This is a genomic window from Microcoleus sp. CAWBG58 (assembly GCF_020883045.1).
Lineage (GTDB): Bacteria > Cyanobacteriota > Cyanobacteriia > Cyanobacteriales > Microcoleaceae > Microcoleus.
Genome location: NZ_JAHRFA010000096.1, coordinates 1 through 24,492 on the forward strand (window position 1 = coordinate 1; position 24,492 = coordinate 24,492).

Here is a 24,492-nt window from a genome sequence, read left to right on the forward strand (position 1 = left end):
TCTAGTTTGTACTCGTAGGTCATGTTTAGCATATCTCTATGATAGCTTATCTAGGGCTAAGATGGTAGATAGAAATGGCATAGTGCAATAATTAAAAAATTAAAGCCGTCCTAGAAGGACGGGGCTTTAGACCCAATTTCTTGGTAAGAAGGAGCGCAGGAGCGCAAAGCAATGCGCTCTTGTAACAATCAGTAGTTGTTGCGATCGTCACTTCGGAGCTATCGTCCGCTGGAATCGCCCTTTGTTAAGGCAAACTGCTGCGGTAGCGCTGCAATTCCGATCGCACGAGAGCGACTTCGGCGCGCAGTTCGTCGATCGTTACTTGCAAGTCTGCGGGATGGATGTCTTGAATGTCAGTAGTAGTGCTGGTGGTTCCAGTACCAGTTCTGGTCTGCATCGCCTCATCGGCAGCTCGATTAGCCCGTTCTACAACTCGATCTGTGAACTGGCGCAGGCGTTCTCTTTGTTCGGCGTCAAATTTGCCGAGTTCGGAGAAAGCGTTGGTTGCTGCGCTTTCTAATTGCTCGTACAGTGCTTCGGCAACTGCTCTGCCTACAAAAAAGGCATGAACTGGGGGTTTACTCATAAAAAAATCTCTGTACGCTTCCGCAACAAATTATAACTTGCTTATCCTCGATGGCGCTTGTTCCCCAAGAAAGGAACTTTGCCCGAATCGATCGACCACCGGGGCTTGCACCGAAAAAAACAACTGTTTGCACCGATCGCGATCGCACATAGGGCGCCACCACCGCAACTCACGGCATTTTCAGGTTGGGTCTTACTGAAACCTTTCTCAAGCTTAGTAGGTTTGGCAGAACTAATGGGCGACCTCGCACAACCCAGCCGTCCGGTCTCAATATTAACATAATTTACCACAAAATATCAAATATTTATAAATTTTGGGGTTTCCATTCTGATTAGTTAGGTGATAGAAAATATTCGATAATTTCCGGCAATGGCTATTGATATTTTCTGAGTCGATCGCAGGTTGTGCGAAATTGTCTGTGGTTCGGAATGGCGTTATTCGCTCCACAATCGATGGATATTTAGTCAATCCTCAAACAAAGGATTAGTTCGCCCTTTTAAGCAAAAAAAAGAATACTAATTTGTCGCAGGTTCAGGATAAGGCACTGTCGGTTCTGGCACGGGGGGCTGTGAGTAAGGCGCGATCGAAGTATCGGAATTGCTGCCGTTTTGGCTTGGTATTGGCGGTTCGATCGATCCTAGGGCCGGTGACGGTACTGTCGGTGCGGATTCTTGCTGCGGGAATGTTTCAGAACTATTGGCAGCAGACGGGGCGGGTGCGGGTACGGGAGGGGAGGATCTGCGGGATTCCGGTGGCAGGGGCGGAACTTCTGGCACAGGTGCGGATGCTGCTTCGGGTGCTGGCTGGGTTTCAGTTTTAGGTTCTGGAATGGGGTACTCAGAGATCTGCGCTTCGGGATCGGGAGTTGGGGATGCTGAAGGTTCCGGTTCAGGATCTGGGGCGGGAGTCTCCGGGCTTGGGGAGGCAGAAGGTTGGGTGCTAGCTGTTGAGTTGTCGATCGGTTCTGGTATGCTGCTGTCTGACGTGGGTTTGGGGCGCTTGTTGAGTTGGAGTGGAACCAGAGGGCTGCTTTCGACAGACGGCTGCCCAAACATCGGCCCTGAAAGATCGCGGGATTTGAGCAAATCTTCCAAAGATGGGAAGGATTGAGTTGTGGATCTGTTGTTGCTAGCACTGATGCTGTTGTAGCGCCAGGCCAAGTCAAAACCCATCCAGCCAGCAATTGCAGCCGTGACGACAAACGCCAGCAAGGTCAACGGCAGGGGGGGAGGTGCTGGCAATCGCAAACTTTGCTTGTCTGTTCTCTGTGCGGGTAATCGCTCTGTTTCTTGCAGCATAGTAAGCCAATTTTCCACTGTCTGGGGGCGTTTCTGGGGGTCGGTTTCGAGTCCCTGAAGGATTGCTCGCTCAATGCCGGGGCTGAGGTTGGGCTGAAATTGCCGCAAAGAAGCCAGGGGAATGCGATCGCGCAGGGGTGCTGCTACGGGTGCTACGCCGGAGAGCAAGTAGTAGAGGGTGGCGGCGATCGCGTAAACATCTGTGGCCGGTGTACATTTACCGTCATAGAGGTATTGTTCGATCGGCGCGTATCCTGGGGAAAGCAAGTTAGTGTGAGTTTGTTTCGTCCCGGCGGAAAAGTCGCGAGCAATACCGAAGTCTATCAACATTACTAGATGAGAATCCGCTCGCCGGATCGTATTTTCTGGATTGATGTCTCCGTGTAGCAATCCGCAGTTGTGAACTGTACTTACCGCTGAGGCTATTTGCCGAATGTAGTGCAGGGCCTGGGCTTCTGGTAGAGGTCGATCGGTTTCGACTATTTGGGCGAGAGTTTGGCCCGGAATGTAGTCCATCGCGATAAAAGACTGTTCGGCTTCTTCAAAAAAGTCAATTACCCTGACGATGTTTGAATGCTGGCATCGAGACAGGCGCTGGGCTTCGGCAATAAACTGCTGCTGAAACTGGGCAGAGGCTGGGTGTTGGCGCAGACTTTCGTTGAGGGTTTTGAGTACGACGGTTTGGTTTAATTGGGTGTGGGTAGCTCGGTAAGTGATGCCGAACCCTCCTCTGCCTAAAGTCGCGTTAATTGTGTATTTGCCCTTTTGCAGGACTGTTGCTGGCGCTAAGTTCATCTTTAGTTGATGCCGGTTCCCAAACTATGCTACCGCCTTTGGGTTGTTTAGCTTTCTTTAGGCTGGATGTTCGATCGACGATCGGCGCCCTAGTTATCGGTTTTGCTCTGCCAGGTCATCTTTGCCTCTGGCGGTTATTTTATCTGTAGCCGTTGTCTCAAAACTTAACACAATTTTTTGCCAATAAAAATCCCGCTCTTGTGGAACGGGAAAGCCATCAGGGTGCATCTATATCAATAACTATAACTCATGGGGGGTATAACCCCTCTTTTCTTTATCAAGTCTTTACCACTGGCAGGCTTGTGTAAAGATTTAGGTTTTTATTTGACTTATGGTCGTTATTATGATATAGATTCTCAAAAAAATGAAGTATTGACGAATCAATCCGTCAATCCCCAATCTCAAATCGAAAAAGGGCATAGGGCATTGGGCATAGGGCATCGGGCATCGGGCATCGGGCATAGGGCATTGGGCATTGGGCATTGGGCATTGGGCATTGGGCATTGGGCATTGGGCGGAGCGTAGCGGAGGGATTGGGCATCGGGCATTGGGTATACCTCACTTTTTTGAGAACCGCCATACGTCATGTTGCCGAGAAAGGCTATAGAAGGGGATAACGTTGTGCCAAGAAAGCGATCGCGCTAGCCCGATCGCCCAAATCGCCATCCAACGCAGCCGCCAACAAATCATCCAACATTACCTTAAACCCAGGCCCGGGCTTGTAACCCAAATCCTTCAAGTCATTGCCGTTTAAAGGCGGCTCAACATTCGCCCACCGAGTGAGGTATTGCCAAATCTGGCGGCGGGCGCTGCGGGGGCTTTGCAGGGCGATCGCAATTAACAGCGGCAACTCATAATTCCTCAACAGAAACACCAATTGACTGGGTAAATTACACTTCTGTAAACCCTTTGCTAATTCCTGATTTCCAGCTTCCAAAACTTCCAGCCGCTTGATACTATCAGCAGGTAACTGAAGATTTGCAGCCACCTTAACCCGATATTCCGGTGCTAAATAAGCGATCGAAACTTCCAGCCGCATCAACCAATCGGGAATATTGATTGCTGGGAATTGGGAATTGGGAATTGGGCATGGGGCATTGGACACTTGTGCTGAGCGAAGTCGAAGCACTGGGAATTTTTTAACTACTTGTTTCTTAATTCCATCCGTTACATCCGTTACAGAATCCGCTGCCGAACCTTCTTCCTTCTTCCTTCCATTCAAACATCGATCGAGCAAACGCAGCCGCCGCCATAACTCACGATCCAACTCCAGAGTAGGATGAATGCAGCGCAAAGCCTGCAAATCTCCCAGCATTTCCAAAGCCACCTTCCAATAATGAGCTTGCAAAATGTACTTCAATTCACTTTTCAGCCGAGTTTCCAAAGCCGGAGCTCTGCCGTTTTCTCCCTGAATTCGGTAATAAATCCCGCTTTCCAAAGCGTGGCGGATGTATCCTTTAGTTTGCGATTCAATTGCAAAGCCCAGACGTACCGCAAACCGCACAGCCCGATAAATGCGCGTCGGATCTTCGATAAAACTGTTAGCGTGCAAAACTCGAATTTGCCGCGATTCTAAATCTAGCAAACCGCCAAAAAAATCCAACAATTCGCCGCTGCTCTTAACACCCAACCGCACAGCCAGCGCATTAATAGTAAAATCTCTGCGGTACAAATCTTGGCGGATCGAACTCGCTTCAACTTCGGGATTTGCAGCCGGATAGGGATAAAATTCAGTACGAGCCGTAGCGATATCCAGCCAGAGGGAGCCGAAAGCAGAGTCTTTGTGCCACAACAGGGCGGCGGTTTGAAATTGACCGTGAACGTCCAAACGCGACTCTGGGTAAAGCTTTTGCAGGGCTGAGGCTAATTCGACTCCGGCACCGGAATCGTCGGTACCGCAGTTGCCATCGACTACCAAATCAATGTCTGTGAGGGCGAGTTTATCGTCCTTTGCTAATAGTAAATCGCGGACTGCTCCACCGACAATATAAAGTTGCCAGCCCCGCTGTTGGGCAATGTTGGCTGCGATCGACAATAATTGCCATAATTCGCTACTAATGCCCGATCGCAACAACTGCTCAACCGACTCAGATACAGGATAATCGGACAATTGAGAATTACTGCCCCTATCGCGCGCTTTTTGCTGGTGCAATACCCGCAACACGTCAGTGCGAGTCACAATTCCCACCAGTTGGCCGTTTTCCAACACTGGCAAACGCCCGATATCGTATGTCACCATTAAAGCTTCAATTTCTGGCAGCAAGGTATCCGGGGCGATCGTTTTTAGCTGCGGAGTCATGTAACCCTTCACCGGGGCGTGACTGAAACCGTGGTGCAAGGCAATATCAATGTCGCGGCGCGAGATAATGCCTGCGAGTCGTAGCTTGCGGGGCCCGACGCCATCGCCCGCATCGACCACTGACAGCCCAGAATGCCCGTAGCGCAGGAGGATACGGTGAGCCTCTCCCACGGAGGTTTCCGGGCGAATGCTCCGCACTGGGGAGGACATTAACTCGCGGGCGGTGGGAGGGTGCGGGATTTGAGCTTTGAGTTCGTCAGCTAATTGATTTAAAGTTTGCAGCGGATCGACATCTCGAGTGGCGAGGGATGCGGCGCGGGCGTGGCCTCCGCCGCCGAAAGGTTTGAACAATTCGCTGAGGTTTGTGCCTTCGATGCGCGATCGACCGATAATAGCTAAGCGGTTGGAAACAGGAGATTCAGGGATGTTGCGACTGCTGTCGTTTTCGCTAAATTTATAAACATTGCCTAAAAGTAGAGCATCGGTTTCAGTTAAATCCAACAAGCGAGAAGCTAGCGCTGAAAGTCCGGGTACGTAAGATTCAGTCGATAGCATTACCCAAGCTACCGTATAACCGTGCAAAGTTTGCGATCGCAAATTCTCCAACCCTTCTCTCAGCAAATCCTGCAATTGGGGAGACAAACCGGGTTCTACATATTCAGAGATTACCCGCAAACTTGCTCCCTGTTCCATCAACCACGCCAAAGCCATGGCATCTCGCGCGGTGGCCCCCTCGAAGGTGAGGGAACCCGTATCGACGTGGATGCCGAGGGCCATGACTGTGGCTTCTGAAGGTAAAAGCTGGGATGTTTTATCGCCGTTTTCTGCTGAATTTTTGAGCTTTTCGCGGAGTTTTTCAACAATTAATGTGGTGGTTGCACCGACAGCTTCGATTTGAGTAACAGTCGCGGGGATGTCCAAATCGGCTTGCAGGTGGTGGTCAAAAACCGCTATTTCCTTGAGGTGTGGCAAATCCAGCCATTCGGCGGCTTTTCCCAAACGATCGCGCCCCGAGGCATCTACTATACTAATCGATCGAATTTGTTGCGGGTTGACCGATCGGCGTTCGATCAGCGGGTACTCGTCGCGGTGCAGCGCCAAAAAATCCCGCACCGTCGGGTGACACCCGCCAGTCAGCACGATTCTGCTACCGGGGCGCAGCACGCAAAGTCCCACCGCTGCGCCTAAGGCGTCAAAATCTGCTGTTGTGTGGCACAAAACTAAGTCCATAGCCGAAAATCTCGCATCTCTCACCCTCACACTAGCAATTTCTGGGGCTTTGATACCGGATCTGGCGATCGGACTCAAACCAATCGTTAAAGCTTAGCCCGAAACACTGCCAGGAGTTAAAACCCTTGTCGGACTGTCCGAGTGATGGTTTGATTTTAAGTTGACACAGCTTTGGCAGATAACTTAACCTTTCGAGTTTTCTGTGCAGTAGCGAAAGCGAACAATGATAAAATTGATGCAAATCTCAAGAGTCCCTGGCGCCTGTTCGCGCAACGCCCGAATTTGCACAGTCTCTTTCGTATCAATCAACCGACAATTTCTGGATTGCGATCGCAATCGAGTCAGTCGATTTTAAATTTTAGATTTTAGATTTACTCCACAGATCGATCTGGGAGATGCAACTTTGGTCTAAAATCTTGAAATCTCCACGACGTAAGTCGGGGAAGCGAACCCGTTTTTGAGCGGGTCAAAAACTATAATCTGGAATTTTCATCCAGATTACCACAAACTATTTCTAGTCAACGCACGGCTATATCGAAAGGAGAAAAAATGTTATCAATTCTGTTTCAAGTTGTTTTACTGGCTCTGGTACTGCTGTCTTTTGTCATGGTAGTTGGCGTCCCTGTTGCTTATGCCTCTCCCCAAAACTGGAATCAGTCTAAAACCTTGATTTTTGCAGGTTCAGGCCTGTGGTTTTTGCTGGTTATTGCAGTGGCTGTATTAAACTTTTTGGTGGTTTAAGCTCGCCCATCGCTATCGAATAAAGAAGGTAAAAGATAGAAGGCTGAAGGCATCAACCAGAATTTTGAAGGTATTCGGTATTCGGTACCCACTAAAAATTTTTCAACCCGCGCGATCCTGTATGTTTGTGCACTCCAGATTAAAATCAGATGTTTCTGCTTTCTAACTTTTGCCTTCTTGCAAACAAAAATCTAAAATCTAAAACCTAAAATCTAAAATAGAACACTATGACAGTTTTTGAGGGAACTTTTACTCAAACAGAATCACTCCGGTTTGCGATAGTCATCGGTCGTTTTAACGATTTGATTGTCAACAAGCTTTTGGAAGGATGTCAAGATTGCTTAAAACGCCACGGGGTTGATATCAATCCTCATGGAAATCAAGTTGATTTTTATTGGGTTCCCGGGTGTTTTGAAATTCCTTTGGTTGCCCGCAAAGCTGCTCAGTCTGGCCGCTACGATGCGGTAATCTGTCTGGGTGCGGTAATTCGCGGCCAAACTCCGCATTTCGATTTTGTAGCTGGTGAGGTTTCTAAGGGAATTGCTGCTGCTGCTTTTCAGACGGGAGTACCGGTGATATTTGGAGTAGTAACGACTGACACGATGCAGCAAGCTTTGGAAAGGGCGGGAATTAAGAGCAATTTGGGCTGGAATTATGGGATGAGTGCTTTGGAAATGGGCACTTTGATGCGTCAAGTTAATGGTTTGGGTGGAAGTTCTTACGATCGATTACCGGAGGCTGCTGCTGTTCAAGTGCTCCCGGGCGATCGGGCTTAATACATATCATTATGCCATACCAACTGGTTCCCCGGCTCTGCCTGGGAATCGAGATCCAGAGGATCCGCCTCGCTCGTCGCTTGTAGAATACTAGGTAAGCAAAGCTATGACTACTGTAACTGCAAAACGATTCTCGATCGCAGAATATCACCGTTTAGGAGAACTGGGATTTTTCAGTCCTGATGAGCGAGTTGAATTGATTCGCGGAGAACTTACTTATTATCAAGGCTGCTAAAACTACGTTTCACTCTGTTTGTAACACTCTTTTACTTCAGGAATTAGTCATTTTAATCGCAAGAATTGCTCATCTGCGCGCACAAGAGCCGATTATTTTGTCTACTACAGATAGCGAACCAGAACCTGATGTGGTTATCGCCCGCAATCGCGATGATAATTATTTAGCTTCTCACCCAGAATCGGCGGATATCTTGTTGGTAATTGAGGTTTCTGATTCTACTTTAAAGTACGATCAAAGAACTAAGTTATCTCTCTATGCTGAAGCTGGGATTACTAATTATTGGATATTTAATTTAGTCGGTAGTCAACTGGAAATGCACAGCGAACCTTATCAAGAAAGACAAGGGGATTTCAATTATCGATCCAAACGAGTCGCTCTGCAAAATGAGGCTGTTGTAATTCCGGGTTTTCCCGATTTGTCTCTGGATTTGTCTTTGGTGTTTCCAGCCTAAGCTGAATTGACTTTAAAACACTCCCTGAACTTTCAGTATAATTTTATACATTTATTGTCGATCGCGATCGCTCTTCGACTTACTGAGTATCCTAGAATACATTAACTTTCTCAAATACTGATTTATCTGTAAATTTATTAACTAAAAATCGCCCATTATCTAATATTCCTCAACAGTTTTATGAGATTTATCTAAATCTGGTTGCACAAATATGAGAAATTCGTTATGTTAAGTTTTGTGTAAGCATTGAGGCCGTCTCAACTCGATCCTAGGATGGCTTTCAGCATAAATGCTGTACAAACAGTATTTAACGTATTCTTAACAAACAGGTCTGAAAGTAAATTTTCAGGTCAATTGTTAACGTAATATTAAATAATAAATTTGTCCAGTTAATACCTAGGAAGCTTACCAACAAAGGGATTGATAAGTTTGAGGTTCGCCCGGATACTTACCGTTACTTACCAACACGAAAGTGAAAAAAATTTATGGGTGACATTCAAGCTACATTTACAGCCACCGATCGCGCTTTTCACATTGAAGGGTACGAAAAAATTGATTTCAGTCTACTCTATGTAGATGGCGCTTTCAAACTCGAAAATCCAGAAATTGCCGATAGCTACCGCCAATTTGGTCGCTGTCTAATGGTTGTAGACCAGACAGTGTATGGTTTGTACGGCAAGCAGATGCACGCCTATTTCAAGTATCACGAGATAGATTTAACCGTCTTTCCAGTGAATATCAAGGAACCAGATAAAACCTTAACCACCTTTGAAAGCATCATAGATGCCTTCGTTGATTTTGGACTGGTGCGGAAAGAACCTGTGTTGGTGGTTGGTGGTGGATTAACTACTGATGTCACTGGTTTTGCCTGCTCCTCCTATCGCCGTCGGACTAACTACATTCGCGTACCGACAACCTTAATTGGGCTAATTGATGCCAGCGTGGCGATCAAGGTAGCTGTCAACCACGGTAAACTGAAAAACCGCCTCGGCGCTTACCACGCTTCGCAGAAAGTAATTTTAGATTTCTCCTTCCTAAAAACTCTGCCGATCGACCAAATACGCAACGGCATGGCAGAGTTAATTAAGATCGCAGTTGTTGGCAACACAGAAATCTTTGAATTATTGGAAAACTACGGCGAAGCATTGCTGCACAGCCATTTCGGTTACTTAGATGGCACATCAGAACTGCGCGAAGTAGCACATCGCCTAACGTATAATGCGATTCAGTCAATGCTGGCCTTAGAAGTACCAAACCTGCACGAACTAGATTTAGATCGAGTGATTGCCTACGGTCACACCTGGAGTCCTACACTGGAACTAACACCAGAAATTCCGATGTTCCACGGCCATAGCGTCGCCATCGATATGGCTTTTTCGGCGACGATTGCTCAACAACGCGGCTATATTTCGATCGCCGATCGCGATCGCATCTTAGGATTAATGAGTCGCCTCGGACTAGCAATTGATAGCCCGTATCTCACCTCAGAATTGCTCTGGAAAGCCACAACATCAATCGCCCGTACCCGTGACGGCCTTCAACGTGCGGCAGCACCCCGCCCCATTGGTGAATGCTTTTTCATGAACGATTTGACTCGCACTGAGTTGGATGAATCCTTAGCGGTGCATCAAAAAATCTGTCATAGCTATCCGCGCAATGGCGATGGCGAGAATATGTACGTGGTATTGGACAAAGTTGGAACTCTTTCCACATCAGGGGTATAAAGATGAGACCTGTCACCCCAGTCGGGATTTTAGCGGCTAAACTGGAAAGTCTTGTCCAGCAGGTAGAGTCAATTGATGCGATCGATTCAGCTTTCAAGGCAGAATTAAAACAAGCCTACGAATTAGCAAATGGTCTAGATCCCTACCTGAACCTTTGCACCACAGCAGAATCTCCCGCCTTAGCCACCTTAGTAAAGCGCACCCAATCAGAAGACTGGAGTCAGCGATTCTCCGACGGCGAGACAGTGCGCCACCTCGAACAAGAGATGCTTTCGGGCCATGTGGAAGGGCAAATGCTAAAATTTCTCGTCCATCTGACGAAAGCACAGCGCGTACTAGAAATTGGGATGTTTACTGGTTACTCAGCGCTAGCGATGGCTGAAGCCCTTCCCGCTGATGGAGAAGTGGTAGCCTGCGAAGTAGATGCTTATGTAGCTGAGTTTGCCCAGAAGTGTTTCAACGAATCGAATGCTGGCCACAAAATCTCAGTGAAGGTAGCACCAGCCTTAGAAACCATGAAGCAATTAGCTGCTGCTGGAGAAGTGTTCGATTTGGTGTTTATCGATGCTGATAAAGCTGGATATACAGATTATCTCGATTTACTGCTCACCACAGGTTTGTTGGCCCCCAATGGCTTGATTTGTGCTGACAATACTTTGATGCAGGGACAGCCATATTTGTCGGGTACTGCTACTGCTAACGGAATTGCGATCGCCGAATTCAATCAAGCTCTAGTTGACGATCCGCGCGTAGAACAGGTGTTAGTGCCATTAAGGGATGGGATTACCTTGATTCGGCGCGTTTAGGAATGTGAATGAGGAGACGGCAATCCCCATAGGCGTCAACTGAACGTCAAATCCTGTCAGAAAGTATTGTTTGACTATTAGGCTCAGATCCCCCCTAGCCCCCCTTAATAAGGGGGGGACAAGAACTTACTCAAAGTCCCCCTTATCAAGGGGGATTTAGGGGGATCTAGACTTAGCATAAAACCCATAATTTACAAGCATTTTAGCCTTAAGTTGACACGAATGAATCATGCCGTGTCCCTACCCCAAAATAATTTTGTAGTCCAACAAACCAGCAAATTATTATGAAAACAATTTCAGTTGCAGGGATGCCATCTGAACAGGAGACAAACACGGGGAATTGGCGATTCCAAATAGCACTTAAAACTCTGGCAACTTTGACTTTATTGCTATTAGTAATGCCCCTGAATCTCGCTTTGACAATTATAGCCTTACTCAGAGCCATACTCACTAAACCGTTCCAGTCGCGATCGCACCTAGCCACTCCCCAAACGATTTTAATCAGTGGCGGCAAGATGACTAAGGCATTACAGCTAGCGCGATCGTTCCACAGGGCCGGTCATCGGGTAATTTTGATAGAAACCGAGAAATACTGGCTAACCGGTCATCGTTACTCTTGGGCAGTCGATCGCTTTTATACAGTACCAAATCCCCAGACAGAGGAATACCCCCAAGCACTCTTGAAAATCGTCCAACAAGAGAAAGTTAATGTCTATGTACCAGTCTGTAGCCCCGTCGCCAGTTACTACGATGCCACAGTCCAAAGCGTACTTTCTCCCCACTGTACGGTAATGCACGTCGATGTCGAAATGCTGCAACGATTGGATGATAAATATACATTTGCCACCGCTGCGGAAGCCTTGGGGCTGCGAGTTCCGAAGTCCTACCTGATTACAAATCCCCAACAAGTAATCGATTTTGATTTTACTGGTACACGGCGCAAATACATTATCAAAAGTATTCCCTACGATTCTATCCGCAGACTAAACTTAACTAAATTACCCTGCGAAACTCCAGCCGAAACAGCCACTTTTGTCAAGTCTTTACCAATTTCTGAGAGTACACCTTGGATTATGCAAGAGTATATTCCGGGACAAGAGTTCTGCACTCATAGTACCATCCGTGATGGTCACGTTCAATTGCACTGTTGCTGTGAATCATCGGCATTTCAGGTAAACTATGAAAATGTCGATCGCCCGGATATCGAAAATTGGATTCGTCAATTCGCCAAAAGCCTCAATTTGACTGGACAAGTTTCCTTTGATTTCATGCAGGCGGCGGATGATGGAGAGATTTATGCGATCGAATGCAATCCCCGCACCCATTCAGCCATCACGATGTTTTACAACCATCCCGATGTCGCTAAAGCTTATTTAGAACATGATGCTCTACCTGAGACTGTGCAGCCCTTGGCATCTAGCCGCCCGACTTACTGGATTTACCATGAAATTTGGCGATTGGTGACTAATTTGTCGTCACCAAAGCTAGTTTCTGAGCGGTTACAAATTATCACCCAAGGTAAAGATGCCATCTTCGATTGGAGCGATCCATTACCATTTTTGATGGTGCATCATTGGCAAATTCCCTTATTATTGTGGGGCAATTTGCAGAAGCCGAAAGAGTGGATTAGGATTGATTTTAATATTGGCAAACTTGTGGAAATAGGAGGAGATTGAGAATGTCAGTATTAAGAGTTTTGCATTTAGTCGGATCGGCAGTCAGTGATTTTTACTGCGATTTGTCGCGCCTTTACGCCCAAGATTGTTTGGAGAATACGGCTAATTCAGCACTGTATGAATTTCATATTGCCTATGTTTCGCCCGATCGCACTTGGCGTTTTCCGACATCTCTGGATAAAAGTGCGATCGCGGCGGCTAATCCCATGTCTTTAGCGGGCGCTGTGCAGGTGCTCAACGACCTCAAAATTGATGTAACAATCCCCCAGATGTTTTGCATCCCAGGCATGACTCAATACCGCAGTTTGTTCGATCTGCTGAGCATTCCCTACGTGGGTAATCCGGCGGAGTTGATGGCATTGGTGGCAGATAAAGCGAGGACTAAGGCGGTGGTAGCAGCCGCTGGGGTGAGTGTACCGTTGGGAGAAATTGTCCGTAGGGGCGATCGAACTGCGATCGATTTCCCAGCCGTACTTAAGCCAGTGAATAGTGATAATTCCATTGGAGTGGCTTTCGTGAAAAATGCTGCTGACTATGATGCAGCTTTGCAGACAGCATTAACTCATTCAGATGAAGTGCTAGTAGAAAAATTCATTGAATTGGGTAGAGAAGTTCGCTGTGGAATTATCGTCAAAGCAGGCGAGTTAGTCTGTTTGCCACTGGAAGAGTATGCCCTAGATCCTGATACGAAGCCGATTAGGAGTTATGCTGATAAGCTCAAACAAAATGACGATGGCCACTTGAGCTTGACATCTAAGAATATTACCAAGTCGTGGATTGTTGACAAGAGCGATCCGATTACGGAGAGAGTTTGGGATATGGCGAGAAAATCCCATATTGCTTTGGGATGTCGAGATTATAGTCTATTTGATTTTCGCATCGATCCGCAGGGAAAACCTTGGTTTTTGGAAGCAGGATTGTACTGTTCCTTTGCTCAGAAGAGTGTACTTTCTGCGATGACGAAAGCATCGGGAACTTCTCTCGATAGTTTTTTTGAGAGTATGTTGCAGAATGCCTTGCAGAGATGACTCAGCCTGAGTTTGCGATCGGAATTATCTATTCCTCTCCGATCTCTCTCTGTGTTCTCTGTGTTCTCTGTGGTTAAATCATTCCGATATAACGGTCAACGATATTTGGCTGAGTTTGCGATCGGAGTAGCTAAAACATCACAAAATTTGTGAAATAATTATTGTATCAAGAATTTCTGTGGATACTTTGAGATTCAGTCGATCGGCGCGATCGGTATTTTGATATTATGGACGCATGATTATAGCAAACTTCACTTATGATGTCAATAATTACAGGTAACGATGCCACCAGTTCTTGTGTAACCTTCTAGCTTTCCGCATACTAATCACCAGACAGAGGAAACCACAACATGATCCAAACCATATCGAAAACGATCGCGTTTGATGAGTTCGTTGCCTGGTATCCAGAGAACTCTGTCCATAAGTACGAACTACACAATGGAGTAATTGTTGAAATACCTTTAGGAACCGGCGACCATTCGGATGTTACGGGTTTTCTTTCTAGTGAAATCAATCTTGAAATCAGGCGACTGCAATTGCCTTACTCAATTCCAGGTGACTGCTTACTCAAGCTTTCCCGTGACGAAGCAGGTTATCAACCAGACTTAATAGTCCTAGACAGAACCGCACTGGCAAACGAACCGCGCTGGAAAAAAGAATCTGTCATCACGATGGGCTCTTCGGTGCGATTTGCTGTAGAGGTTGTCAGCACAAACTGGCAAGATGATTACCTGGTTAAAGTAGCTGATTATGAAAGATTGGGTATCCCGGAATATTGGGTTGTGGATTATGCTGCTTTGGGCGGCAGACGCTTCATTGGCAATCCGAAACAACCTACTATCTCGGTTTATCAGTTGGTTGACGGGGAATATCAAATCAGTCAGTTTCGGGGAAATGACATAGTTGAGTCCCTGGCTTTTCCAGAGTTAAAATTAACGGCAGAGAAGATTTTTCTTGCTGGTTTACCGAGCTAACCAAAGCTGTTATTCCTAGACTTTCTGGTGTGGTATAATATGAAAAAGTGCGATCGCACTTTATAAAAATTTATACCGTGCCGTAATGACTACGCCGCCGAATCCGTCACCGACTCCGCTGACTCCGACACCATCCCAATCGAGTCCAACTCCTGTAGAGCCATCTCCTCCAGTAAGTACGAAATTGGGTACATTCACACAAAAGTTAGTGATGAATGTTTTAGAGGTTGTCGATCAGGTGTTATATGGGTTAATGGGTCAACTTGGAAGAACAGTTTTTGGGTCAATTCAGGATGCGATCGCGATCGGTATTCTTTTAAAGCTTCCCGGTTTAATCGGTGAAAAAATTATCGGTAAAGATTTCTCAAGTTGGGATATTTGTCTGAAAGAAAACTTTTTAGGTTCATCGTTTTATGCCTGTTTCATTATTGTAACTTCTGATTTTATGTTGTGGATAGTTCTCGGAGGTCGAATTATTGGTCGATTTCGGGCAGATTTAAAAGATTTGAAAAATAATCCCTAGGAGATTTTTGATATGACTTTAGTCAACCGCAAACAAATTAGTCTTTATGATGAAGCTGAAGCTGGATTAAATTCTTTAGTCAAGCAAACGGCTCAAGTTGGTGTTGGTTTGTTGGGGATGCTGTTGCTAACAGGTGGAAATCCACCAGCTTTGACAGTAGGGTTAAGTGTACTTGGGGGAATTGCGTTTGTTGCTTGGAGCGAAGAAAAGCGACTGACTAAATTTTATGCGCGACAAACTCAGCTCATACATTATTCTGTCAGCGAAGAGAAGCGACTGACTAAACTTTATGAACGGCTGGCTTGGCTAACGAGGGAACTTGCCTGTACCAGCAGCGCAAAAAAGAAATGGCAACTTCGCGATCGTATTAATGAACTCCAGAAGGTTATTAAGGAAATAGAATCGCTTGTTGAGGAAAATCAGTAGTTTGTCTTCGCTGAACCGTTGAAACTCCTTTATCACCTACAGTCCAATTTGTCAAGGATTACTGGTATCGTTACCAGCAATCCTTGTGTCATCTTCTAGCTTTCCGCATACTAATCACCAGACAGAGGAAACCGCAACATGATCCAAACCATATCGAAAACAATCACGTTTGATGAGTTCGTTGCTTGGTATCCAGAGAACTCTGTCCATAAGTACGAACTACACAATGGAGTTATTGTTGAAATGCCCAAAGGAACTGGCGACCATTCAGATGTTACGGGCTTTATAAGCTTAAAACTAGGAGTTGAAATTGACCGTGGTGAATTACCCTACTCAATTCCAGGTGACTGTCTACTTAAACCCCTCCGTGACGAATCAGGCTACGAACCAGACGTAATAGTCCTAGACAGAACCGCACTTGCAAACGAACCGCGCTATAAAAAAGAATCCGTCATTACGATGGGCTCTTCGGTGCGACTGGCTGTAGAGGTTGTCAGTACGAACTGGCGGGATGATTATTTTTTCAAGGCCTCTGACTACGAAGAAATGGGGATTCCCGAATACTGGATTGTAGACTATCTCGGTTTGGGTGGTCGCAAGTTTATCGGCAATCCCAAACAGCCCACACTTTCGGTTTATCAATTAGTAGATGGAGAGTATCAGGTCAAACAATTTAGGGGAAGCGAGAGGATTGAGTCGCTGGCTTTTCCAGAATTGAAACTAACAGCAGAGCAGATTTTTCGGGCTGGCTTGCCGAACTAGCTAAAGCTGGTAAGCTGTTCGACATCTAAATTGCATTTTTTGTGCGGGCTTTCTGGCCGACCCCACAAGAACTTTATCAAATTTTGACTGTGCAGTTTAAATACAGAACAGCTTATTCCTATTTATGAATTTAGTTTCTTTAAATCGTTCGGAGTTCAATCCGATGTATCGAGTCGCTTGAGGAAAATTTGTCTTCAATACGAGTTATAATAGTTGGGTAACGTTGAGGTAAGTAAAAAACTAACATGAATCAAACTTCTACAGTTACGATCGCAAATACATCCTATACAATCCTCGCAGAACTCTCCGCAAGCTCTGGAAAATCAATCCAAGCAGTTCTCGAACAAGCGATCGAACTTCGGTAGGGACACGGCACTGCCGCCTCCTCATCATTCCGGTGTTACCGGATTTGATGCGTAATTCCCCGATCGCATCCACCGACACATTGCAATTTATCAAATTGTGTGATAGCATAAAACGTTCTCAAAACTATCGCAACAGCAAATATTACTGCATGGCAACGAAGCCAACGATCGCATTTACTCACCTCGGTTGCGAAAAAAATCGCATCGACACCGAACACATGATTGGCTTGCTAGCCCAAGCAGGCTATGAAGTCGATTCTAATGAAGAATTAGCCGATTACGTCGTCGTCAATACTTGCAGTTTTATCCAAGCTGCGCGAGAAGAATCAGTCCGCACCCTGGTAGAACTAGCCGAAGCTAATAAAAAAGTAGTCATCACTGGCTGCATGGCACAACACTTTCAGCAGCAATTGCTGGATGAATTGCCCGAAGCCGTCGCAATTGTCGGCACTGGTGATTATCATAAAATTGTCGATGTGATGCAAAGAGTCGAAAAGGGCGATCGAGTTTCCCTCGTCTCTAGCGAACCAACTTACATCGCTGACGAAACTACTCCCCGCTATCGCACAACATCCGAAGGTGTTGCTTATCTCCGAATAGCCGAAGGCTGTGATTACCGTTGCGCTTTTTGCATTATCCCGCACTTGCGCGGAAATCAACGATCGCGCACGATCGAATCTATTGTCGCCGAAGCCAAACAATTAGCCTCCGAAGGGGTAAAGGAAATTATCCTAATTTCTCAAATTACCACCAACTACGGCAAAGATATTTATGGCGAACCCAAACTAGCCGAACTGCTTCGGGCTTTGGGTAAAGTAGATGTACCTTGGATTCGGATGCACTACGCCTATCCCACAGGTTTGACTCCCCAAGTTGTCGCAGCCATCCGCGAAACTCCCAACGTTTTGCCCTACTTGGATTTACCCCTGCAACATTCCCATCCCGAAGTTCTGCGGGCGATGAATCGACCTTTTCAGGCTGGGATCAATGATGCTATAGTCGATCGGCTGAAAGCATCAATTCCTGGTGCCGTCATGCGGACAACTTTTATAGTTGGCTTCCCCGGTGAAACAGACGAACACGCAGCACACTTGCTAGAATTTGTCAAGCGCCACGAATTCGATCACGTCGGAGTATTCACATTTTCCGCCGAAGAAGGCACGCCAGCCTACAGTTTGCCAAATCAACTGCCACCAGAAACAATGGAAACTTGGCGAAATGCAGTTATGGCGGCCCAACAACCTATATCATTGAAAAAGAATCAAGCATCTGTCGGTCAGGTAGTTGATGTCCTGATAGAACAAGAACAACCAGAGACAGGCGAATTGATTGGTAGATCCGCCCGATTTTCCCCAGAAGTAGATGGACTCGTCTATGTGACAGGAGAAGCACGGCTGGGATCGATCGTACCTGTGAAAATTACGAGTTCAGATATCTACGACCTCTACGGTCAAGTCGCTTTTGGATTTTAGATTTGGGATTTTAGATTAAAAAATTGACTTGTAGCGCCGTAAATCTGGAAGCTTGAATTTTGGTCTAAAACTTTGCGATCGACTCTGACGCTCGTGTCACAAAGCAAGTATCCGTCTGCGGGCGCGTCAAACTCTAAGTGTTGCTGCAACTGTCGCCTCAGACGGTGTGGCGAAAAAAACCGGACACCAGCCAAAATGATTAGCGGATTGCTCAGGAAAAGTAACCATTAGTGCAAGATTGTGCAAAGATATGTAGAAAAGGGGCTGTAAACTTTTTTACCCCCTCTCTGGCAATCGACCCGCCCCGTCGGGGTGCGGTTATCTCTACAGAACGATCGGAGAATTTTAACGAATTTAATGTTTTGTTTCTGAATGTAAAGAGTTATGATGATAACAAGCCAGAAATAAGCGGGGAAAATTTGAGATTGCTTCGCCGTCCGCCCTACACCACAACGGTATCCCGAAAGAGTGTTGAGATGGATAGGCGGTAACGGTAGTCCAAAAACGGATAGAAGCCGCCGACGCCAGGAGTAGAGAGGTTAAAATTTTAGACGCTAGTTCAAGCTGCCAGATTCATCTGTGGAGTAAATCTAAAATCTAAAATCTAAAATCTAAAATCGACTGACGGTCGCTACATTCCCTGTTGAATCCCGCAGGCGACGGATTGCGGGATAGCGCCTGAACCAACAAAACTGTAACTACTATATATGTAGTAAAGTGGGGCTGGTCATCATCCTCACTATAAAATGCCCTAGAGAGAAAGCTTGCAAGTACCTCAAAGGAAGTCCAATGTACTGTTTAAAGAATGTTGGAAGCCGATAACCCCACCGCTGGCGGTTGGTATCGGTGATGTCAGAAAATCAAAGACGGCTGTCGAATCGGTAAATTAGTCACCATCGACGGAGCTGCCCTATACTCGATTGCTATTTGAAAAGGTGCGCGCAGGCGCAGCACCATACAGAACTCACAATGAGTTCCTGCCCTAGAGCAGAAATCCGCATCCGAGTTGGGCAACTTAGAAGGCTAAGACTCGTTATTAGGAGAATTAATGAATTTATTGTTTGAAGGCTTGGGTCTTTCCGAAGAACTCGTTCTCCATCTGGAAACACTCGGCTTTACAGAACCTACTCCCATCCAAGTACAAGCAATTCCGCACCTGCTAGCAGGCCGCGACGTTGTGGGTCAAGCTCAAACTGGAACGGGCAAAACGGCAGCATTCTCGTTGCCCATCTTGGAGCGGATTGATTTAGATGTAACAGCGGTACAAGCATTGGTGCTGACACCGACTCGTGAATTGGCGATGCAGGTAACTGAAGCTATCCGCGATTTGAGCGGTATCAGCAGCGAGGGCCCGGTAAAACTCGGTCGCTCTCTGCAAGTTCTGACAGTGTACGGCGGTCAATCGATCGATCGCCAAATGCAGCGTTTGAAGCGCGGCGTTCACATTGTTGTCGGTACACCCGGACGCATATTGGATATGCTCAGCCGCGGCAGCCTGAAACTCGACAAGGTACAGTGGCTGGTTTTGGATGAAGCTGACGAAATGCTGAGCATGGGCTTTATCCAAGATGTGGAAAGAATCTTGGATGCTGCACCAAAAGACCGTCAAACGGCATTTTTCTCGGCGACGATGGAAGCTTCTATTCGGAAATTGGTAGCGCGGCATTTGCGCAACCCAGTCAACGTCACCGTAGAACAACCAAAAGCAACGCCGAAACGCATCAGCCAAGGCGTGTACATGGTTCCCCGCGGCTGGTCTAAGGCAAAAGCTTTGCAGCCAATCCTAGAAATGGAAGACCCGGAATCGGCGCTGATTTTTGTGCGGACTCGGCAGTCGGCGGCGGAACTTACCAGCCAACTGCAAGCCGCAGGCCACAGTGTTGATGAATATCACGGTAATTTGAACCAAGCACAGCGGGAACGTTTGCTGCATCGGTTCCGCCAATGTCAAGTCCGCTGGGTAGTGGCGACTGATATTGCGGCCCGCGGTTTGGATGTGGATCACTTGACTCACGTAATTAACTACGATTTGCCAGATAGCGTAGAAAGCTACGTTCACCGGATCGGACGCACGGGCCGGGCTGGCCGCGAAGGAACTGCGATCACGCTGATTCAACCAGTGGATCGCCGCAAATTGCGCTTGATTGAACGCCACGTGCGATCGAGCTTGACTGTACGAAACATTCCGACACGGGCTCAAATAGAAGCTCGTCAGTTGGAAAAGATGCAGGGTAAGGTTCGCGAAGCTTTGGCCGGCGAACGGATGGCATCTTTCTTACCTCTGGTGTCTCAGTTGTCTGAGGAATACGACTCCCATGCGATCGCCGCAGCAGCTTTGCAAATGGCCTTCGATCAAAGCCGTCCGGCTTGGATGGGCGCGGATTACGCTCAACAAGAAGATCCCCCTATTGGTGGAGAAAACAGCGTCAAGCCAATCTTGATCAAGAAGCGGGCTAAGACTGGCGCGCCGACTAATTCAGTCGGTTCGAGCGTTCCTGCTCCCGTTCCCCAGAACAGCTAATTAGTAGGGTGCGCGCTGCGCGCCTTATTTTCTAACTGGTAGGGTGCGAAATTCGCACCTTATTTTTTTATGTGTGGAATTAATCAATAGGTACGTTGTTGCGCTTCAGCGCTCTTTATAGATATATATAAAAGCGCTAAAGCGCAACAACGTACCTAGACTGCCCGTGATGCTCAATACTTGTTGTGAGCAAACCTGAAAATCCTCGGAAGCAAGAAGGACTGAAGTCCGAACGATCGAACCTCTAGATGCTGATTTTTGGACTGCTGTCTAATATTTTAGTTGAGCTGGGTACCCGCAATAATCTTTTGCACGCGATCGCCCTTCAGTTCCAAAACCAAATTAGAAGCCTTTTGGTCATTGCTGTAAGTCAACCGACTCACTCCACCCTGCACGGATTGCGAGCTGTAACCGTAAGTTTTAAGGACTTTTTGACTTTTATCTCCTACCTTAATACTACTCGTTGTTACGTACTTGGGATTCGTAGTAGAAATTAAATAAACTTTGCCATTCCAGGCTGCTACCGTCAATTTCGAGTAGGTTAGCGTGCGGATCTTGCCACCCATCGCCTTGCTACCCGGTTTAGTTTCATCCCGTTGGGGTTTGCCCAACTTGCGTTTAGCCTCTTCTACAGACATCCCCAAACGAACTGGGCCAATCCCCAACCGCGAATAGTCGATCGCCGCCGGCTTTTGTGTGGCGTTCAACATACTTTCTAGAGCGACAACAGTTTGATTCATACCCACAACAGGGCGAATTAAAGCAGCAAATCCGAAGCTCGAAATTGCGATATTGAGCATGATGCCAGCAACGGCTGTTGTCACAAACAATCTTACCATTTTTTTATACCTTTATTTTGCAGTTTATTCCTGCAATACCCTGTTATATCCGGATAAATACTAATGATTGCGGGCGAATACAATTCGCTCCTAAACAGCCAAAGTCCGCCTGCGAGGACTAAAGGAGTAAGGATATTCATCCCCAAAAATATAACATAGAGAAATCCGGTTTTAGTAGGGGGCGTACCCCCATGCTCGTCTTTATTCGGGTTTTCTGAATACCAACACCATTTTACGTTTAATTAACGCGAATACTTCATCACCGGAATGGGTGTGATATCCTAACAAAAGCCCTTTCTCCATAAAATTTGCAATTTATATGACCGCCATAGATTCCACTAAACACCAGAAATCTAAAGCCCTGAAACCGGGCAGCCGCCGCCCCGCTAAAGAACTTTGCAGCGAGTGCGGTTTGTGCGATACATATTATATCCATTATGTCAAGGAAGCTTGCGCTTTCTTAACTCAGCATATCGCAGAACTGGAAGAGGAGATTCACGGGCGATCGCGCAATCTCGACAATCCCGACGATTGGTACTTCGGCGTCAGTCAAAATATGATGGCGGCTAAGAAAAAAGAACCAATAGAAGGCGCTCAGTGGACGGGAATTGTCAGCACAATTGCGATCGAAATGCTAGAAAAAGGCATCGTTGAAGGCGTTGTCTGCGTCCAAAATACCAAAGAAGACCGCTTTCAACCGATGCCGATAATTGCGAGAAATCGCGAAGAAATTTTGGCTGCAAAAGTCAACAAGCCAACTCTATCTCCCAACCTTTCTGTGTTGGAACAAATCGAAAAGTCGGGGATGAAGCGGCTGTTAGTTATTGGCGTTGGCTGTCAAATTCAAGCATTGCGAACAGTCGAGAAACAACTCGGTTTAGAAAAGCTCTACGTTCTCGGAACTCCCTGTGTAGATAATGTCAGCCGCGCGGGATTACAAAAATTCCTAGACACGACTAGCCGTTCTCCTGAAACGGTGGTGTCTTACGAGTTTATGCAAGACTTTAACGTTCATTTCAAACACGAAGATGGTTCGGAGGAAAAAGTGCCATTTTTTGGATTGAATACGAAGGAATTGAAAGATGTTTTTGCTCCTTCTTGTTTGAGCTGTTTTGATTACGTTAATTCCTTAGCAGATTTAGTTGTGGGCTACATGGGCGCACCTTTTGGCTGGCAGTGGATTGTGGTACGAAATGATACCGGGCAAGAAATGTTAGATTTGGTAGCGGATCAGCTAAACACTCAGCCGGTGATGTCTCGGGGAAACAGAAAAGAAGCGGTTCAGCAGAGCATTCCGGCTTATGAAAAAGGAGTGACATTGCCGATGTGGGCGGCGAAGTTAATGGGAGTTTTTATTGAGAGAATTGGGCCGAAGGGTTTGGAATATGCTCGGTTTTCAATTGATTCTCATTTCACTCGCAATTATCTGTATGTGAAGCGGAATTATCCCGAAAAATTGGAGGCTCATGTGCCAGAATATGCGAAGCGGATTGTCGGGCAGTATAAGTTGCCAGAGTGATTTGATTAGGAGAGTTTATAATTGATGTTTTGTCGGGACATGGCAATGCGGTGTCCTTGTATGCAGTTGCTGAAAATTAGAGGTACAAGATTATGACACTTACGGTTGCACAAAAACACATGAATTTACCAAAGTCGATCGCACTTGCTTGTTGTGTACTCCTCGCATCATGTGAAAATAAACCTTCGGAGTCAGCCTCCGAGACGAAACCGGGAAACAGTCAAGGAACATTTGCTCAACTGTGTCGCGAGAAAGCTTCTTTGAGTGCTGAAGCCAAAAATACTGTTGAGGTGTTGCTGAAGACAGCAGGAACTACTGAGTGCGAGGTGGCTAATCAAAAACTGTCGAGTATCACCGAACTCGATCTCAAAAACAATAAAATCAGCGATATCACACCCTTGAAATATTTTACTCAACTGACGAGTCTAAACCTTGGGGGTAATAACATCAGTGACATCAAACCGCTGGAATCTTTGACTAATCTGAGTTGGCTCTATCTTGGGTTTAATAAAATCAGCGATATCACGCCTTTGCCATCTTTGACTAAGCTAAATTGGCTATACCTCAACAACAATAAAATCAGCGATGTCAAATCCTTGCAATCTTTGACTAAAGTCAGTGAACTCAATCTCAGCGACAATCAAATTAGTGACATCAACTCCTTAAAATCTTTGACTAAACTGACTGCGCTTTCCCTCAGCGGAAATCCGGCTCCCAAAACTTGCCCTCTCAAGCCAGAGTCTATTTGTAAGTGGGGAGCGCCAACTAAATCATAAAACTTTATAATGACATCGATCGCCTTTAAATACTTCAGTCGCAAATGATGATAAATTTGGTATTTATCGGAAAAGTGCGATCGCCCTTATCAACTAAAAGCGATCGCACATTCCTACAAATCAGCAGCGTGTTCCTTCAACTCGTCCAAAGAAACGTATTCCAAAGTTAAGACATGAGTCGCCGACAAAACCACAAGCGGCGCACATCCAGCATCCATTGCTTCCTTCCAACGAGGCGCGCACAAACACCAACAATCCCCTGGTTTCAATCCCGGAAATTTAAAGTCTGGAACCGGCGTACTCAAATCGTTTCCCATTCTTTTGGTGTACTTCAAAAACTCTTCTGTTACTTTTGCACAAACGGTGTGAGCCCCTAAGTCTCCGCCACCCGTATTGCATTTTCCGTCCCGATAATAGCCTGTCATGGGCGATGTGCAGCAAGTTTCTAATTTTGTGCCCAGTACATTTGTCGCTTCCGTAACCATCGCAGCTCCTCCACACAAACAACTCTGCGATCTAATTTTACACAAAAGGTGGTTTGTAAGGATTCAGGTCAAAAAAAATTCAATGGCAGCATCTGGTAAAATAAACGAATGAAAAAGCCTGCACCCCCCAGAGAACAGAAAAAAACCGAAATCGAGCAGTTGAGCCAAGCTGAACTGGTAGA

At 46.4% G+C, this 24,492-nt stretch carries 23 protein-coding genes; 17 read left to right on the forward strand and 6 right to left on the reverse strand.

What is annotated here, in order from left to right; all coding sequences use genetic code 11:
* Positions 1-244: 244 nt before the first annotated feature.
* The 3 genes from QZ918_RS28510 to QZ918_RS28520 all read right to left on the reverse strand — a co-directional run bounded on the left by QZ918_RS28510 (position 245) and on the right by QZ918_RS28520 (position 2,679).
* A complete protein-coding gene (locus tag QZ918_RS28510; protein WP_293146694.1) occupies positions 245-586 on the reverse strand; it encodes a DUF6825 family protein in 342 nt (113 codons plus the stop codon).
* Between the two features lie 41 nt (positions 587-627).
* The gene (locus QZ918_RS28515; protein WP_293341296.1) at positions 628-876 is read right to left on the reverse strand and encodes a hypothetical protein; all 249 of its coding nucleotides are present in this window, start codon (positions 874-876) and stop codon (positions 628-630) included.
* Between the two features lie 225 nt (positions 877-1,101).
* On the reverse strand, positions 1,102-2,679 hold the full coding sequence (locus QZ918_RS28520) for a serine/threonine protein kinase (RefSeq protein WP_293341299.1): 1,578 nt from the start codon (positions 2,677-2,679) through the stop codon (positions 1,102-1,104).
* 249 nt (positions 2,680-2,928) lie between these two features.
* Here QZ918_RS28520 and QZ918_RS28525 point away from each other — a divergent pair, with 249 nt between their 5' ends.
* The gene (locus QZ918_RS28525) at positions 2,929-3,204 is read left to right on the forward strand and encodes a hypothetical protein (protein ID WP_293341302.1); all 276 of its coding nucleotides are present in this window, start codon (positions 2,929-2,931) and stop codon (positions 3,202-3,204) included.
* A 76-nt stretch (positions 3,205-3,280) separates the two neighbouring features.
* On the opposite strand, the gene QZ918_RS28530 is transcribed toward QZ918_RS28525, so the two are convergent.
* Complete coding sequence (locus QZ918_RS28530) at positions 3,281-6,208, reverse strand: CBS domain-containing protein (RefSeq protein ID WP_293341335.1); 2,928 nt, start codon at positions 6,206-6,208, stop codon at positions 3,281-3,283.
* Positions 6,209-6,757: 549 nt separating this feature from the next.
* On the opposite strand from QZ918_RS28530, the gene psbZ reads away from it, so the two are divergent.
* From psbZ to QZ918_RS28595, 14 genes are all read left to right on the forward strand, one after another.
* A complete protein-coding gene (psbZ, locus tag QZ918_RS28535; protein WP_293341305.1) occupies positions 6,758-6,949 on the forward strand; it encodes a photosystem II reaction center protein PsbZ in 192 nt (63 codons plus the stop codon).
* 227 nt (positions 6,950-7,176) lie between these two features.
* Positions 7,177-7,725: a 6,7-dimethyl-8-ribityllumazine synthase gene (ribH, locus tag QZ918_RS28540; RefSeq protein ID WP_293341309.1), complete on the forward strand. Its 549-nt coding sequence runs from the start codon at positions 7,177-7,179 to the stop codon at positions 7,723-7,725.
* Positions 7,726-7,831: 106 nt separating this feature from the next.
* On the forward strand, positions 7,832-7,960 hold the full coding sequence (locus tag QZ918_RS33340) for a hypothetical protein (protein WP_366664985.1): 129 nt from the start codon (positions 7,832-7,834) through the stop codon (positions 7,958-7,960).
* Positions 7,947-8,414, forward strand: a complete 468-nt coding sequence (locus QZ918_RS28545) for a Uma2 family endonuclease (protein WP_527250459.1) — start codon at positions 7,947-7,949, stop codon at positions 8,412-8,414. Before QZ918_RS33340 ends, QZ918_RS28545 begins: the two co-directional genes overlap by 14 nt.
* Before the next feature lie 485 nt (positions 8,415-8,899).
* The gene (locus QZ918_RS28550) at positions 8,900-10,138 is read left to right on the forward strand and encodes a sedoheptulose 7-phosphate cyclase (RefSeq protein WP_293341312.1); all 1,239 of its coding nucleotides are present in this window, start codon (positions 8,900-8,902) and stop codon (positions 10,136-10,138) included.
* A gap of 2 nt (positions 10,139-10,140) precedes the next feature.
* Positions 10,141-10,944: an O-methyltransferase gene (locus QZ918_RS28555; protein ID WP_293341315.1), complete on the forward strand. Its 804-nt coding sequence runs from the start codon at positions 10,141-10,143 to the stop codon at positions 10,942-10,944.
* Between the two features lie 284 nt (positions 10,945-11,228).
* Positions 11,229-12,620 (forward strand): ATP-grasp domain-containing protein, encoded by a 1,392-nt coding sequence (locus tag QZ918_RS28560; RefSeq protein ID WP_367275465.1) that lies wholly within the window; start codon positions 11,229-11,231, stop codon positions 12,618-12,620.
* A gap of 2 nt (positions 12,621-12,622) precedes the next feature.
* Positions 12,623-13,648 carry a D-alanine--D-alanine ligase family protein gene (locus QZ918_RS28565; RefSeq protein WP_293341318.1) on the forward strand — a complete coding sequence of 342 codons (1,026 nt, stop codon included), beginning with the start codon at positions 12,623-12,625 and terminating at the stop codon, positions 13,646-13,648.
* A 350-nt stretch (positions 13,649-13,998) separates the two neighbouring features.
* Entirely contained in the window at positions 13,999-14,622 is a 624-nt protein-coding gene (locus QZ918_RS28570) for a Uma2 family endonuclease (RefSeq protein ID WP_293341320.1), read from the forward strand.
* Positions 14,623-14,707: 85 nt separating this feature from the next.
* The gene (locus QZ918_RS28575; RefSeq protein WP_293341323.1) at positions 14,708-15,145 is read left to right on the forward strand and encodes a hypothetical protein; all 438 of its coding nucleotides are present in this window, start codon (positions 14,708-14,710) and stop codon (positions 15,143-15,145) included.
* 12 nt (positions 15,146-15,157) lie between these two features.
* Positions 15,158-15,571, forward strand: coding sequence for a hypothetical protein (locus QZ918_RS28580; RefSeq protein WP_293341326.1), 414 nt, complete (start codon positions 15,158-15,160; stop codon positions 15,569-15,571).
* Between the two features lie 138 nt (positions 15,572-15,709).
* Positions 15,710-16,333, forward strand: coding sequence for a Uma2 family endonuclease (locus QZ918_RS28585; protein WP_293341329.1), 624 nt, complete (start codon positions 15,710-15,712; stop codon positions 16,331-16,333).
* Between the two features lie 514 nt (positions 16,334-16,847).
* Positions 16,848-18,170: a 30S ribosomal protein S12 methylthiotransferase RimO gene (gene rimO, locus QZ918_RS28590; RefSeq protein ID WP_293341341.1), complete on the forward strand. Its 1,323-nt coding sequence runs from the start codon at positions 16,848-16,850 to the stop codon at positions 18,168-18,170.
* Positions 18,171-19,218: 1,048 nt separating this feature from the next.
* A complete protein-coding gene (locus tag QZ918_RS28595; protein ID WP_293146672.1) occupies positions 19,219-20,691 on the forward strand; it encodes a DEAD/DEAH box helicase in 1,473 nt (490 codons plus the stop codon).
* Between the two features lie 278 nt (positions 20,692-20,969).
* Here QZ918_RS28595 and QZ918_RS28600 read toward each other — a convergent pair whose 3' ends face one another.
* Positions 20,970-21,530 carry a hypothetical protein gene (locus QZ918_RS28600; RefSeq protein WP_293341332.1) on the reverse strand — a complete coding sequence of 187 codons (561 nt, stop codon included), beginning with the start codon at positions 21,528-21,530 and terminating at the stop codon, positions 20,970-20,972.
* 319 nt (positions 21,531-21,849) lie between these two features.
* Here QZ918_RS28600 and QZ918_RS28605 point away from each other — a divergent pair, with 319 nt between their 5' ends.
* Positions 21,850-23,049, forward strand: coding sequence for a Coenzyme F420 hydrogenase/dehydrogenase, beta subunit C-terminal domain (locus tag QZ918_RS28605; RefSeq protein ID WP_293146668.1), 1,200 nt, complete (start codon positions 21,850-21,852; stop codon positions 23,047-23,049).
* A gap of 92 nt (positions 23,050-23,141) precedes the next feature.
* Entirely contained in the window at positions 23,142-23,825 is a 684-nt protein-coding gene (locus QZ918_RS28610; protein WP_293146666.1) for a leucine-rich repeat domain-containing protein, read from the forward strand.
* Positions 23,826-23,938: 113 nt separating this feature from the next.
* Here QZ918_RS28610 and QZ918_RS28615 read toward each other — a convergent pair whose 3' ends face one another.
* Complete coding sequence (locus QZ918_RS28615; protein WP_293146664.1) at positions 23,939-24,310, reverse strand: DUF2237 family protein; 372 nt, start codon at positions 24,308-24,310, stop codon at positions 23,939-23,941.
* Between the last annotated feature and the right edge of the window lie 182 nt (positions 24,311-24,492).

Coding starts and splice junctions, on each gene's coding strand:
- QZ918_RS28575 (WP_293341323.1), top strand. CDS start 14,708: ATGACTACGCCGCCGAATCCGTCACCGACTCCGCTGACTCCGACACCA.
- QZ918_RS28510 (WP_293146694.1), bottom strand. CDS start 586: ATGAGTAAACCCCCAGTTCATGCCTTTTTTGTAGGCAGAGCAGTTGCC.
- QZ918_RS28605 (WP_293146668.1), top strand. CDS start 21,850: ATGACCGCCATAGATTCCACTAAACACCAGAAATCTAAAGCCCTGAAA.
- psbZ (WP_293341305.1), top strand. CDS start 6,758: ATGTTATCAATTCTGTTTCAAGTTGTTTTACTGGCTCTGGTACTGCTG.
- QZ918_RS28565 (WP_293341318.1), top strand. CDS start 12,623: ATGTCAGTATTAAGAGTTTTGCATTTAGTCGGATCGGCAGTCAGTGAT.
- QZ918_RS28610 (WP_293146666.1), top strand. CDS start 23,142: ATGACACTTACGGTTGCACAAAAACACATGAATTTACCAAAGTCGATC.
- QZ918_RS28530 (WP_293341335.1), bottom strand. CDS start 6,208: ATGGACTTAGTTTTGTGCCACACAACAGCAGATTTTGACGCCTTAGGC.
- QZ918_RS28580 (WP_293341326.1), top strand. CDS start 15,158: ATGACTTTAGTCAACCGCAAACAAATTAGTCTTTATGATGAAGCTGAA.
- QZ918_RS28525 (WP_293341302.1), top strand. CDS start 2,929: ATGGGGGGTATAACCCCTCTTTTCTTTATCAAGTCTTTACCACTGGCA.
- QZ918_RS28595 (WP_293146672.1), top strand. CDS start 19,219: ATGAATTTATTGTTTGAAGGCTTGGGTCTTTCCGAAGAACTCGTTCTC.
- QZ918_RS28555 (WP_293341315.1), top strand. CDS start 10,141: ATGAGACCTGTCACCCCAGTCGGGATTTTAGCGGCTAAACTGGAAAGT.
- QZ918_RS28570 (WP_293341320.1), top strand. CDS start 13,999: ATGATCCAAACCATATCGAAAACGATCGCGTTTGATGAGTTCGTTGCC.
- QZ918_RS33340 (WP_366664985.1), top strand. CDS start 7,832: ATGACTACTGTAACTGCAAAACGATTCTCGATCGCAGAATATCACCGT.
- QZ918_RS28560 (WP_367275465.1), top strand. CDS start 11,229: ATGAAAACAATTTCAGTTGCAGGGATGCCATCTGAACAGGAGACAAAC.
- QZ918_RS28520 (WP_293341299.1), bottom strand. CDS start 2,679: ATGAACTTAGCGCCAGCAACAGTCCTGCAAAAGGGCAAATACACAATT.
- QZ918_RS28600 (WP_293341332.1), bottom strand. CDS start 21,530: ATGGTAAGATTGTTTGTGACAACAGCCGTTGCTGGCATCATGCTCAAT.
- QZ918_RS28550 (WP_293341312.1), top strand. CDS start 8,900: ATGGGTGACATTCAAGCTACATTTACAGCCACCGATCGCGCTTTTCAC.
- ribH (WP_293341309.1), top strand. CDS start 7,177: ATGACAGTTTTTGAGGGAACTTTTACTCAAACAGAATCACTCCGGTTT.
- rimO (WP_293341341.1), top strand. CDS start 16,848: ATGGCAACGAAGCCAACGATCGCATTTACTCACCTCGGTTGCGAAAAA.
- QZ918_RS28585 (WP_293341329.1), top strand. CDS start 15,710: ATGATCCAAACCATATCGAAAACAATCACGTTTGATGAGTTCGTTGCT.
- QZ918_RS28615 (WP_293146664.1), bottom strand. CDS start 24,310: ATGGTTACGGAAGCGACAAATGTACTGGGCACAAAATTAGAAACTTGC.